Origin of the sequence: Maribacter litopenaei (genome assembly GCF_025244665.1) — a bacterium.
GTDB lineage: Bacteria > Bacteroidota > Bacteroidia > Flavobacteriales > Flavobacteriaceae > Maribacter > Maribacter litopenaei.
In genome coordinates, this window is record NZ_CP104205.1 from 2054386 (window position 1) to 2068645 (window position 14260).

Here is a 14260-nt window from a genome sequence, read left to right on the forward strand (position 1 = left end):
ACCGATGTTTAAAACTATTTTACCTAAACCTACTATTCCTTCACCGTAGGGTATTCGACCCCTAATTGTTCCAAATAGGTATCATATTTGGTTTCATCATAATAGTATTTCTCCAAATCATCCCTAAATTGACCTTGCTTATCTGTGTTCAAATAAATAGGAGGCATATCGGTCTCAGTAATCATCGGTTTGTACGTGGTTTCCTTTTGCTGCACATTTTTAAAATAATCCCAAGCCCCTTCCATAAGTTCGGGCTTCGTTAAAAAATCCAAAATAGTCATAGCCTCTGCCTTGGCACCAGCAACTACTCCTTTGTGGGCTATGGGTGTTGCCATAGCGATAGCGTTACTCCAATGGTGTCCCTGGAGGCCTGGAATATTGGAAGGAAATCGCATCGTCACCGTGGGTACTTTCCAAGAAATATCGCCAATGTCATCAGAACCTCCACTTACAGGCTCCTCCACGGGAAGTCCTATTGGATCCAATTCGGTAGGTAAACCTTCAATTTTCTCGGAGCCTACCTCGGTTTGCACGGCTTTTGCTAAAGTTTGATCTGCTTCGACCATTGTGGTAGCCCCACTTGTTCAATGTTGTCATACATAGTTTCGGCAATCACCTTGTTATAATGTCTTGGCCAAGCAGTTCCCAATACCTTGGAGGTCATGGTAGTCCCCGTCATCAGGGCCGCTCCTTTGGCCATATCGTTGGCAAGGGCGTACATATCCATGATCCCTTCATATTTTACATCCCTAAAATAAAACCAAATCGCGGCTTTGGAGGGAACCACGTTCGGTTGGTCACCTGCATCCGTAAAAATAGAATGAGATCGTTTCAATGGATGTAGATGTTCTCTTTTATAATTCCAGGCGATATTCATTAACTCGGCAGCATCCAGTGCACTCCTTCCCCTCCATGGCGAACCGGCCGAATGTGCCGCCTCCCCTTCAAAGGCATACTCTACGGAAATTAAACCGGTACCTCTAGTAGATCCGTAGGATACTCCCAAGTTATTGCCTACATGAGTAAAAATACACATGTCTATATCGTCAAAAAGACCATCGCGAACATACCAAGCCTTAGCGGCTACCAATTCTTCTGCGATTCCCGGCCAAAGAATTAACGTTCCCCCAATATTCTCCTGCTCCATAATTTCCTTGACAGCTAAGGCGGACATAATATTTAAAGGATTTCCGGAATTGTGTCCCTCTCCATGTCCAGGTGCTCCCTCCACTATGGGTTTGTGATAGGCGACCCCAGGGTATTGGGAGGCTTTGGGGATACAATCTACATCGCTGCCCAATGCAATAACAGGACCTTCCCCATTACTCCATTTGGCAAACCAAGCCGTAGGTATACCGGAAAGGCCATATTCAATTTCAAATCCGTTTTCGGCCAAAATTCCGGTCAAGTACTTGGAAGTTTCAACTTCCTGAAACCCTAGTTCGGCAAAACTGAAAACTTTGTCCACCATTACCTGGGCCTTCTTTTTGTTGTCCTCTATAATGGTATTGGCCTCAGTTTTAAATTTCTCGATTTGTCTTTTAGAATACTTCTTCTGAGAATAGGTTGTCATAGCGCAGAAAAGGCAAATGACAACAGTACATAGTTTTTGAGTCATGATTGGTTTATTGATTTAGCTTGCAAAAAGGTAGTAAAATATTATATTCAAAAGGATAGTTTCACCCTATATTTATGCAACTTCAATTTTAAAAGCGAGGAAATAGAGTTTTGAGATTTTACGCGTATTAAAAATGATATTAATTCAATAATCAAAAGTTACTTTATGAGAGAATTCTCGGTATATCTAATTTTCCTTTTGTTATCATCTTGTTATTTGTTCAAGGGAAATGGCATTGACTATAAAATCATTAATAATTCGAAACACGAGATGAAGCAGGTAGTTTTCACAACATCTGAAGAGGTTGACAGCATCTTAATAGGCAATATAAAACCTAATGAAACTAAATCAGGGTTTCTAAGAATGCCGAATACGGAGACTGACGGGAGTTATGTACTTAAATACGTAAATAGGAACAACGAAAAGATGACTTATGCAGCTGGCTATTACACGAATGGTGGGTCATTAGATAGTTGGATTCGTTTTGAAACAAAGGAAGACACTACTTTAGTATCTACAGGTGATTACCCTTGAAAATCATTTTAGATATATCAACAATTTTGGTTGAAAACTGCCCAATGAATAGTACGGGTAATTAGGGTTAAAATCGTAATTTTGCATTTTCCATTTTTCAACAGAAACGTACCAATATGATTCACTTTTTTGGAAACCCGGCTACAAAAATTTTTGCCGTCCAAACAACACAGGAAATCACCTCTGAGAATGAGCAAAAATTAACTTGGTTGTTTGGAAACGAACCCAAAATAAACATGGCGTCACTGGACGCCTTTTTTGTTGGCCCCCGCGCTGCCATGATTACCCCATGGAGTACCAATGCAGTAGAAATAACCCGTAATATGGGAATTACGGATATCCTTAGAATCGAGGAATTCAATGCGGTTACAGAGGACTTTATCAATTTTGACCCTATGTTGTCTCAAAAATATAAGGGTATCGGTCAAAGTATTTATGATATAAATATACTTCCGGAACCCATTTTGGAAATCGAGGATATTGCAGGATATAACCAAAAGGAAGGTTTGGCCTTGAGCGATGAAGAAGTAACCTACTTAGAGGGGCTTTCAGAAAAAATGGGAAGAAGGTTGACAGATTCCGAAGTATTCGGTTTCAGTCAGGTGAACTCGGAACACTGTAGACATAAAATTTTTAATGGTACTTTTATTATTGATGGAAGAGAAATGCCATCAAGTCTTTTCAAACTGATTAAAAAAACCTCCCAGGAAAATCCAAATGATATTGTTTCTGCATATAAGGATAATGTAGCCTTTTTAAAAGGCCCGAAAGCCATCCAATTTGCACCGAAAACTGCGGATAAGCCCGACTTTTATGAAGAGCAGGCATTTGAATCCGTATTGTCCTTAAAAGCAGAGACGCATAATTTCCCTACTACCGTAGAGCCTTTTAACGGTGCCGCCACAGGTTCCGGAGGTGAAATTAGGGACCGTTTAGCAGGAGGCAAAGGTTCACTTCCATTGGCAGGAACGGCAGTTTATATGACGGCTCTTTCAAGACTGGAAAAAGATAGACCTTGGGAAAAAGGTATGCCCGAGAGAGAATGGCTCTACCAAACACCTATGGATATTTTGATAAAGGCATCCAATGGGGCTTCCGATTTTGGAAACAAGTTTGGTCAACCCCTAATTGCCGGTTCCGTATTAACTTTTGAACATGATGAGAAAGGCTCGGTCAATGGGCCATCAGCCGGAAGACTGGGATATGATAAGGTGATTATGCAAGCCGGTGGTATAGGGTATGGAAAAGCGGAACAAGCGTTAAAGGATACTCCAAAGAAAGGAGACAAGATTGTCATACTTGGTGGTGATAATTATAGGATAGGTATGGGTGGAGCGGCTGTTTCTAGTGCGGACACGGGTGAGTTTAGTGCTGCCATTGAATTGAACGCCGTTCAACGTTCCAACCCGTAAATGCAAAAACGTGCTGCCAACGCGATTAGAGGAATGGTTGAAAGTGACAATAATAGCATTGTTTCCATTCATGATCATGGAGCTGGTGGACACCTCAATTGTCTTTCAGAATTAGTAGAAGAAACTGGTGGTAAAATAGATTTAGATAAGTTACCCGTTGGAGACCCAACCCTTTCTGCAAAGGAACTTATTGGGAACGAATCCCAAGAACGGATGGGACTGGTTATTGGCGAGGAACATGCGGCACTTTTAAAAAGAATAGCGGAACGTGAACGCTCTCCCATGTATGAAGTTGGCGATGTTACCGGAGATGACCGCTTCACTTTTGAATCGAAAACTACAGGTGCCAAACCAATGGACGTGCAACTTGAGGATATTTTTGGAAGCTCCCCAAAAACCATCATGACGGATACTACAGTAAAAAGGACTTATAGTGAACCGGATTATTCCCTGGAGCATTTTCATGATTATTTGGAACAAGTTTTACAGTTAGAAGCCGTCGCCTGCAAGGACTGGCTAACGAATAAGGTAGATCGTTGCGTTGGTGGACGCGTGGCCAAACAACAATGTGCAGGGCCATTGCAATTGCCTCTAAATAATGTGGGGGTAATGGCCTTGGATTTTAAGGGAAAGGATGGAATCGCTACAAGTATAGGCCACTCCCCTATTTCTCGGATTGATAGACCCTTCGGCCGGAAGTAAAAATAGTATTGCAGAAGCTCTGACCAATATTATTTGGGCACCGCTAAAAGACGGATTAAAGTCAGTTTCTCTATCTGCCAATTGGATGTGGCCTTGTAAGAATGAAGGTGAGGATGCACGCCTCTATCAGGCCGTTCAGGCAGTTTCAGATTTTTCCATTGCCTTGGGTATCAATGTCCCCACAGGGAAAGATTCCCTTTCCATGAAACAAAAGTACAAGGATGGTGACGTCATTGCACCTGGAACTGTCGTCATTTCTGCAGCGGCAAGTTGTAATGATATTACCAAGGTGGTTGAACCCGTATTTCACAAAAGTGGAGGATCTATCTACTACATTAATCTTTCGAGAGATGCTTATAAACTAGGTGGTTCTTCGTTTGCGCAAGTAAGAAATTCTGTTGGCTCCGAAGCTCCGACTATTCAAAATGACGAATATTTTAAATCGGTCTTTGATCTAATTCAAACGTTGATCCAAAACGAACAGATTCTTGCTGGTCATGATGTTGCATCGGGCGGACTTATCACAACCCTTTTGGAAATGTGTTTTGCCGATTCCCATTTGGGAGCGGAATTGGATTTGACCGGACTGGGAGAAGCCGATACCATTAAATTGTTGTTTTCAGAAAATGCCGGTCTTGTCTTTCAGCTTCGGGACAACTTGGTTGAAAAATTGTTGGTCGATGCCAATATCGACGTGAAGAAAATCGGAACCGTGACCGATACGCGCGAACTGACCATAAAAAATGGGGGTATGGAAATGGGATTGAACGTTGATTCACTACGTGATACTTGGTTCAAGACCTCCTATTTATTGGATAATAAACAAACGGCCAAGGGACTCGCCAAAGACAGGTATAAAAATTATAAGAACCAGCCGCTGAACTTTAAGTTTCCAAGTACAGAGAGCATCAAACTTCCTAGCCGAAATCTAAACGAGGGACAAACCGGACCCAAAGCGGCCATTCTACGAGAAAAAGGAAGTAATTCCGAAAGGGAAATGGCCAACGCCATGTATTTGGCCGGGTTTGATGTGAAGGATGTACATATGACCGATTTGATAACAGGAAGGGAAACCTTGGAGGACATTCAATTTTTGGGTGCCGTAGGGGGCTTTTCAAATTCAGATGTTTTGGGAAGTGCCAAAGGATGGGCCGGAGCGATTAAATATAATGAGAAAGCCAATAAAGTAATAAAAGACTTTTTTGCACGGCCTGACACACTTTCCGTAGGTATATGTAATGGTTGCCAATTGTTTATGGAGTTGGATTTGATAAATCCGGACCATGACGTACACGGAAAAATGACCTATAACGATTCCCACAAACATGAGAGTAATTTCACTTCGGTAAAAATTCAGGAAAACAACTCGATCATGCTATCTACCCTTGCAGGTACCACATTAGGGGTTTGGATTTCACATGGGGAAGGAAAGTTTACCCTTCCCAAAAGTGAAAGTGAATATGCAATTGTAGCTAAATATGGATATGAGGGATATCCAGCAAATCCGAACGGAAGTGACTTCAATACGGCGATGCTTTGTGATAAGACGGGAAGGCATTTGGTTACCATGCCACACATTGAGCGATCTACATTCCCTTGGAACTGGGCCTATTATCCATCCTATAGGAACGATGAAGTTTCACCTTGGTTAGAAGCCTTTGTAAATGCAAGGAAATGGATTAAAAATAAAGGATAAATTGAAGAATATCCAAAAATTAAAAAAGGACTTGTTGTAAAACAGGTCCTTTTAAATTTACCACATTCACAATTATTAACAAGGTATTTTAATATTGCCTCTTTAAAATCCCAAGTTCTTTCAGTATTTTGCAATAAAGTTTTATAAACCGACTATGCAAAAAGTGACCCGCCTATTCGATTTTCCTTATTATCAAATGGAAAATCATCCCTTAGACAAAGCGTTGATAACAAAATACGATGGAAAATGGATTTCTACCTCCACACAGGAGTATATTGGTAAAGCGAATGGAATCAGCCGCGGGTTATTGAGACTGGGTGTAAAGCCAAACGATAAAATCGCCATCATATCCATGACCAATCGGACCGAGTGGAATATTATGGATATTGGAGTGTTACAGCTAGGTGCCCAAACGGTACCTATTTATCCTACCATCGCAGAGGAAGACTACGAATACGTCTTAAACCACTCGGAAGCCACCTATTGCTTTGTCTCCTGCGAAGAAGTATTGGCGAAGTTAAACACCATCAAATCACAATTAAAACATTTAAAAGGTGTCTATAGTTTTGATACTTTGAACGACTGCGATAGTTGGCAAAAAATACTTGACTTGGGAAAGGATGAATCCAATCAATCTGAAGTAGAAAAGTGTAAAGAACAGGTGAAGTCAACTGATTTAGCCACGTTAATCTATACTTCAGGAACTACGGGAAGACCTAAAGGCGTAATGCTATCTCACGACAATATTGTTTCCAATGTTATTGCAAGCGAAAAGAGGGTTCCCTTTAAAGCAGGTGCCAGTGCCTTGAGCTTCCTTCCGGTATGTCACATATTTGAACGAATGATACTGTACCTTTATCAATATTGTTGTATCGAAATCCATTTTGCCGAAGGTCTAGACAAAATCAGTGATAACATAAAGGAGGTAAAACCGAATGTCATGACGGTGGTGCCTAGACTATTGGAAAAGGTATATGACGCCATTATCGCCAAGGGAAGCGCCTTGACGGGTATCAAGAAAAAGCTCTTTTTCCGGGCGGTATCGGTCGGTCTTAAATTTGAACCTTATGGTGCCAATGGATGGTGGTATGAACAGCAATTAAAACTGGCCCGAAAGTTAATTTTCAGTAAGTGGCAGGAAGGCCTTGGTGGTAATCTGACAACTATGGTTTCCGGGAGTGCCGCCTTACAACCCCGTTTAAGCAGGGTATTTGGCGCGGCGGGTATTCCTGTGATGGAAGGCTATGGTCTTACCGAGACATCTCCGGTAATTTCGGTCAACCAGGAAAAAGATGGAGGCTGGAGAATTGGTACGGTTGGGAGAATCATAGACAAAGTGGAGGTAAAAATTGCCGATGATGGGGAAATACTGTGCAAAGGCCCCAATGTCATGTTAGGATATTACAAAGATCAAGAAAAAACCGATGAAGTTTTAAAAAATGGTTATTTCCATACCGGTGATATTGGTGAAATTGATTCCGATGGTTTTCTGAAGATTACAGACCGTAAAAAGGAAATGTTCAAAACCTCAGGTGGCAAGTACGTGGCACCACAATTATTGGAAAACCGTTTTAAACAATCACGATTTATAGAACAGCTAATGGTAGTTGGAGAAGGCGAGAAAATGCCAGCGGCCCTTATTCAACCAGATTTCGCATACTTGCACGATTGGGCTACAAAAAAAGGTATTACCATCCCTGAAAACTCTGATATTATTTTGAATCCCATAGTCCTGGAACAATATCAAACTGAGGTGGACCTGGCAAACGAACAATTTGCCAAATGGGAAAAAGTGAAACAGTTTAGGCTCACTCCGGATGTTTGGAGCGTAGAAGGCGGGCACCTTACTCCCACCATGAAGCTTAGAAGGAAAATTATCAAGGAAAAGTATATCAACCTATATAATGACATTTATGGCTATTGAGTATTAACCAATTAATAAACCTAAAATGGCCTTTGAAAAATACAGTACCGATCAACTAAAAAAGTTCAACAAAATTATTCTTGGAATCCTGATTTTTGGAGTTTTCACCATGTCGTTAATTATTGGTTTTGAATTGTCTAAATTGTCAAAAGGAGAAGAAATGAAGTTGATTTATTTGATCCCATCCGTAATTGCTCCGATACTAGTTGTCATTCCGTTGCTCTTCAGTGCTTTTATAAGTAATGAGTTAAAAAGGAGAAAAAACAGCGAGGGATAAATCCAATTCTACTCGAATCAAGACTTACTACATAAAACAAAAACATTTTAAAAATTTATTATGCATGCATAATAAATTTTTATATATTTGGTAACCAACTAAAAAACCCATGAAGGAAGTTACCATTGATTATGCCCTTCGAGCTACATGGCAGGCTGTTGCCCGATTGTATAACGAAGAGGCCAAACATTTTGATTTAACAATGGCTCTAGGTTTTACCTTATTAAGTATAGATCCCAAAACTGGGACTCCTTCAACTTCTTTGGGCCCCAAAATGGGTATGGAGGCTACAAGTTTATCTAGAATACTCAAAAGCATGGAGCAAAAAGGGTTAATCGAGAGAAAACCGAACCCGGCTGACGGGCGTGGCGTTTTGATACATTTAACGGATTTTGGTCTTGAGAAAAGAAAGGATTCCAAAGACGTTGTACTAAGGTTCAATGAAGTGGTTAAACATCATGTTTCAGAAGAAAAATTAAAGCATTTTTTTGAGGTTACAGAGGTCATCAACAAACTCATTTCTGATAAAAAAATATATACAAAAGACACATCAAACAAATAATACAGCTTAAGTCAAATGAACAAGCATATTAAAAAAGTAGCGGTAATTGGTTCTCGTATTATGGGAAGCGGAATCGCTTGCCATTTTGCCAATATAGGAGTAGAAGTATTACTTCGGATATTGTACCGAGGGAACTTACCGACAAAGAAAAAGCACAAGGACTTACATTGCAAGACAAGGTCGTACGGAACAGATTGGTAAACGATTCCTTGGCATCAGCCCTAAAATCCAAACCGTCCCCTATTTATCATCAAAAATTTGCCGATAGAATTACCACGGGTAATTTAGAGGATGACATTTCCAAGGTCGGAAAGGTCGATTGGATTATCGAAGTTGTTGTAGAACGCTTGGACATAAAAAAACAGGTTTTTGAAAACCTGGAAAAACATAGAACTCCTGGAACACTAATTACTTCAAATACTTCCGGTATTCCTATAAAGTTTATGAGCGAGGGAAGAAGTGACGACTTTCAAAAACATTTTTGTGGAACCCATTTTTTCAATCCTGCCCGCTATTTAAAACTGTTTGAGATAATACCAGGTCCTAAGACACTTCCTGAGGTTTTGGAATTTTTAAATGGCTACGGCGAGAAGTTTCTAGGAAAAACCTCCGTTGTTGCAAAGGACACCCCTGCATTTATAGGAAACAGAGTCGGTATATTTAGCATACAAAGTTTGTTCCATACGGTCAAGGAATTAGACATGACCGTAGAAGAAGTTGATAAATTGACGGGGCCGGTAATAGGTCGCCCCAAATCCGCCACCTTTAGAACCGTAGATGTCGTTGGGTTGGACACCTTGGTACATGTAGCGAACGGAATTTCCGAAAACTGTAAGGATGATGAGCGCCATGAGCTTTTTGCCCTGCCGGATTTCATCAAAACCATGATGGAGAATAAATGGTTGGGTAGCAAAACGGGCCAAGGCTTTTATAAAAAGGTAAAAGACGATAAAGGCAAAAGTGAAATCTTGACTTTAGATCTGGATACTATGGAATATATATCCAAGAAAAGTGCAAAATTTGGCACATTGGAATTGACCAAAACCATTGACAAGGTTGTGGATAGATTTCCTGTATTAGTTGCAGGCAAAGACAAGGCTGGAGAATTTTACCGAAAAAGTTTTGGTCAGTTATTTGCATACGTCTCACACCGGATTCCGAGAAATTTCAGATGAACTATATAAAATAGACGACGCCATGAAAGCCGGTTTTGGATGGGAGCATGATCCTTTCCGATTTGGGATGCTGTCGGCTTGGAAAAGGGATTGGAATTTATACAAGCTGAAAACCGGACCGCTGCATCTTGGGTAACCGAAATGAAGGACTCAGGTATCACTTCTTTTTATAGTGTGAAGGACGGTAATACCTACTATTATGATATTCCCAAGAAAGAAATGGTCAAGGTTCCGGGTCAGGATGCCTTTATCATTTTGGATAATATTCGTAAAACCAAGGAGGTCTTTAAAAATAGTGGTGTAGTCATAGAGGACTTAGGAGACGGAATCATAAACTGTGAATTCCAATCCAAAATGAATACTATTGGAGGGGATGTTTTGGCCGGACTGAATAAGGCCGTCGACATAGCCGAAAAGGATTTTCAAGGATTGGTTATTGGAAACCAGGCAGCAAATTTCTCCGTAGGAGCAAATATTGGAATGATTTTCATGATGGCAGTGGAACAGGAATACGATGAGCTCAATATGGCCATAAAAATGTTCCAGGACACTATGATGCGCATGCGTTATTCGGCAATACCCACTGTTTCGGCACCCCATGGGATGACCCTTGGGGGTGGCTGTGAACTATCGCTTCATGCGGATAAAGTAGTGGCTGCGGCAGAAACCTATATCGGGTTAGTGGAGTTTGGAGTAGGTGTAATCCCAGGAGGCGGTGGTTCCAAAGAATTTGCCATGAGAGCTTCGGATTCTTTCAGGAAGGGAGATGTAGAATTAAATGTATTACAGGAATACTTCTTGACGATTGGTATGGCCAAGGTCTCCACTTCTGCCTATGAAGCCTATGATTTAGGCATCCTTCAACACGGTAAGGATATCGTGGTGGTGAATAAGGACAGACAAATAGCAACTGCCAAAGAATATGCTAGGTTAATGGCGGAATCCGGATATACCCAACCACCCAAGAGAAAGGATGTAAAGGTCTTGGGCAAACAGGCTTTGGGCATGTTCTTAGTTGGAACGGATTCTATGGAAGCTAGCCATTATATCAGTGAACATGATAAAAAAATTGCCAATAAGCTGGCTTATGTAATGGCGGGTGGCGATTTATCGGAACCAACAATGGTAACGGAACAGTACTTATTGGATTTGGAAAGAGAGGCATTTTTGTCCCTCTGTACCGAAAGAAAAACCTTGGAACGCATCCAACACATGTTAAAAACAGGTAAACCACTTAGAAATTAAGAAATGAGGACAGCATATATAGTAAAAGGATACAGGACCGCGGTAGGAAAGGCTCCAAAAGGAGTATTCAGATTCAAACGAACAGATGAACTAGCTGCCGAAACCATCGAGTACATGATGAAGGAATTGCCGGGCTTGGATAAAAAACGAATTGATGATGTCATCGTAGGAAATGCAATGCCGGAAGGTTCTCAAGGATTGAACATGGCAAGATTGATTTCCCTAATGGGGTTGGACATCGTCGACGTTCCAGGGGTAACAGTAAACCGTTTTTGTTCCTCGGGAATTGAAACCATTGGAATAGCTACGGCGAAAATACAATCAGGAATGGCAGATTGTATAATAGCCGGGGGAGCAGAAAGTATGAGTGCCGTGCCCATGACCGGATATAAGACCGAGCTCAACTATGATTTGGTGAAGTCCGGACATGAAGACTACTACTGGGGCATGGGAAATACCGCCGAGGCGGTGGCAAGGGAATTCAATGTCTCCCGAGAAGACCAAGATGAGTTTGCCTATAATTCCCATATGAAGGCCTTAAAAGCACAAGCGGAAGACCGGTTTCAAGACCAAATAGTACCTATAGAGGTTGAGCAAACATATGTGGACGAAAATGGTAAAAAAGCCACCAAAAAATACACCGTAGCAAAGGACGAAGGATCCGTAAAAGGAACATCCCTGGAGGCACTGGCAAAACTACGACCAGTTTTTGCCGCCGATGGTAGTGTAACCGCTGGAAACTCTTCCCGGATGAGCGATGGTGCTGCCTTTGTGATGGTCATGAGTGAGGAAATGGTCAAGGAGCTTAACTTGGAACCCATAGCTAGATTGGTAAACTACGCTGCTGCCGGCGTACCTCCGAGAATTATGGGTATTGGATCCGTGGCAGCAGTACCCAAAGCTTTGAAACAGGCCGGACTAAATCAGGAAGATGTGGAGTTGATTGAATTGAACGAAGCCTTTGCATCGCAATCCCTAGCGGTCATCCGGGAATTGAAATTGAATCCGGATATAGTAAATGTAAATGGTGGGGCCATTGCATTGGGACACCCCTTAGGATGTACCGGGGCAAAATTGTCCGTACAACTGTTTGATGAAATGCGAAAACGTAACATGAACGGTAAATACGGAATGGTTACCATGTGTGTAGGTACCGGTCAAGGTGCCGCAGGAATCTATGAATTTTTGAATTAGAAAGAAAAAGCTATGAGCACAGAAACGAAACAGGAAATCCTTAGAGGAGGTCAATTTTTAGTAAAAGAGACCAATTGTGAAGACATATTCACCCTTGAAGACCTCAACGAAGAACAAAAAATGATGCGTGATAGCACCAAGGAATTTGTTGACCGTAAACTTTGGGCGCACTGGGAACGATTTGAAAAGAAAGACTACGCCTACACGGAAGAATGTATGCGTGAAGCTGGTGAATTAGGCCTTTTGAGTATCGCTGTTCCGAGAAAAATATGAAGGTATGGGCATGGGATTTGTATCCACCATGTTGGTATGCGATTACATATCAGGTGCAACCGGGTCTTTCAGCACTGCCTTTGGGGCACATACCGGTATCGGTACTATGCCTATTACGCTATACGGTACGGAAGAACAGAAACAAAAATATGTGCCAAAACTGGCTACAGGCGAATGGTTTGGTGCCTATTGCTTAACGGAACCAGGAGCAGGCTCGGATGCCAATTCAGGTAAGACAAAGGCCGTGTTATCCGATGACGGAAAATATTATAGCATTACCGGCCAAAAAATGTGGATTTCCAATGCGGGCTTCTGCAATCTGTTCATTGTTTTTGCAAGAATTGAGGATGATAAGAATATTACCGGGTTTATCGTGGAGAATGATCCTAAAAATGGAATAACCCTAGGGGATGAGGAAAAAAAGTTGGGTATCCATTCTTCCTCTACACGTCAGGTATTTTTTAATGAGACAAAGGTTCCCGTTGAGAATATGCTTTCCACACGAGGCAATGGTTTTAAAATTGCCATGAATGCCTTGAATGTAGGTCGTATTAAATTGGCAGCTGCATGTTTAGAGGCACAAAGACGCGTAGTGAACGAAGCTACAAAATATGCCAATGAAAGAATTCAATTTAAAACTCCGATAATAAGTTTTGGCGCTATTAAGGCAAAGATTGCAGATATGGCAACGAATACCTACGTAGATGAATCAGCCTGTTATCGTGCCGCCAAGAATATTGAGGATAGGATTGCCATTCGAGAAGCGGATGGTAACTCCCATCAGGAAGCTGAACTGAAAGGTGTGGAAGAATACGCCATAGAATGTTCCATTTTAAAAGTGGCAGTTTCGGAGCATGTACAGCACACCACCGATGAAGGGATCCGGATTTTTGGAGGCATGGGCTTCAGTGCCGATACTCCTATGGAATCTGCCTGGCGAGACGCACGGATTGCCCGCATTTATGAGGGAACCAATGAAATCAATAGAATGTTATCAGTAGGTATGCTCATCAAAAAAGCTATGAAAGGTCATGTAGATTTATTGGGTTCAGCTACTGCTGTAGGTGAGGAACTAATGGGAATACCTTCATTTGAAACTCCGGATTATTCAGAATTGTTCGCTGAGGAAAAAGACCTATTAAAACGATTGAAAAAAGTGTTCTTAATGGTTGCCGGAAGTGCTGTTCAAAAATTTGATCCTGAATTGGAAGAACACCAGCAATTATTAATGTCGGCTTCGGATATATTGATTCAAGTTTATCTTGCTGAATCGGCTCTTTTAAGAACAGAGAAAAACGCCAAACGTTTTGGTGAGGAGGCTCAAGCGACGCAAATTGCAATGTCCGAGACTCTATTTATATAGGGCCACGGAGATTATCATCCGAGAAAGGTAAGGAGGCCATTGTTTCCTTTGCCGAAGGGGATGAACAGCGAATGATGCTTATGGGACTCAAACGTTTTACAAAATATACCAATAACCCAAATGTGGTAGCGTTACGCACTCAAATTGCGGATAAAGTAGCTGCAGACCAGGGTTACACCTTTGACTAATTCAGATTGCCCTTTTGTTTTGTTAGACAGAAGCAAAACCGCTCCTTATTGGGGCGGTTTTTTTATTTGTAGAAATTATGGGAAGCAGCTAATTTTG

7 protein-coding genes and 3 pseudogenes are annotated in these 14260 nt (G+C 41.4%); 8 read left to right on the forward strand and 2 right to left on the reverse strand.

The genetic code is table 11. The annotated features are described in order from the left end of the window. Nucleotides 1-32 precede the first annotated feature (32 nt). Nucleotides 33-533 (reverse strand): zinc-binding metallopeptidase family protein, encoded by a 501-nt coding sequence (locus tag NYZ99_RS11085; protein WP_260571197.1) that lies wholly within the window; start codon nucleotides 531-533, stop codon nucleotides 33-35. Nucleotides 534-541: 8 nt separating this feature from the next. Next, a complete protein-coding gene (locus NYZ99_RS11090; RefSeq protein ID WP_260571198.1) occupies nucleotides 542-1618 on the reverse strand; it encodes a zinc-binding metallopeptidase family protein in 1077 nt (358 codons plus the stop codon). A 165-nt stretch (nucleotides 1619-1783) separates the two neighbouring features. On the opposite strand from NYZ99_RS11090, the gene NYZ99_RS11095 reads away from it, so the two are divergent. From NYZ99_RS11095 to NYZ99_RS11130, 8 genes and pseudogenes are all read left to right on the forward strand, one after another. Continuing rightward, nucleotides 1784-2152, forward strand: a complete 369-nt coding sequence (locus NYZ99_RS11095) for a hypothetical protein (RefSeq protein ID WP_260571199.1) — start codon at nucleotides 1784-1786, stop codon at nucleotides 2150-2152. A gap of 116 nt (nucleotides 2153-2268) precedes the next feature. Continuing rightward, a pseudogene (gene purL, locus NYZ99_RS11100) lies at nucleotides 2269-5962 on the forward strand (phosphoribosylformylglycinamidine synthase). Between the two features lie 154 nt (nucleotides 5963-6116). Next, entirely contained in the window at nucleotides 6117-7886 is a 1770-nt protein-coding gene (locus NYZ99_RS11105) for an AMP-dependent synthetase/ligase (RefSeq protein ID WP_260571200.1), read from the forward strand. A 25-nt stretch (nucleotides 7887-7911) separates the two neighbouring features. Then, entirely contained in the window at nucleotides 7912-8163 is a 252-nt protein-coding gene (locus NYZ99_RS11110; RefSeq protein ID WP_260571201.1) for a hypothetical protein, read from the forward strand. 109 nt (nucleotides 8164-8272) lie between these two features. Then, complete coding sequence (locus tag NYZ99_RS11115; protein WP_260571203.1) at nucleotides 8273-8725, forward strand: MarR family winged helix-turn-helix transcriptional regulator; 453 nt, start codon at nucleotides 8273-8275, stop codon at nucleotides 8723-8725. A 15-nt stretch (nucleotides 8726-8740) separates the two neighbouring features. Next, nucleotides 8741-11145, forward strand: a pseudogene (locus NYZ99_RS11120) (3-hydroxyacyl-CoA dehydrogenase/enoyl-CoA hydratase family protein). Nucleotides 11146-11148: 3 nt separating this feature from the next. Next, nucleotides 11149-12339, forward strand: a complete 1191-nt coding sequence (locus NYZ99_RS11125) for an acetyl-CoA C-acyltransferase (RefSeq protein WP_260571205.1) — start codon at nucleotides 11149-11151, stop codon at nucleotides 12337-12339. Between the two features lie 12 nt (nucleotides 12340-12351). Then, a pseudogene (locus tag NYZ99_RS11130) lies at nucleotides 12352-14163 on the forward strand (acyl-CoA dehydrogenase family protein). Nucleotides 14164-14260 lie beyond the last annotated feature (97 nt).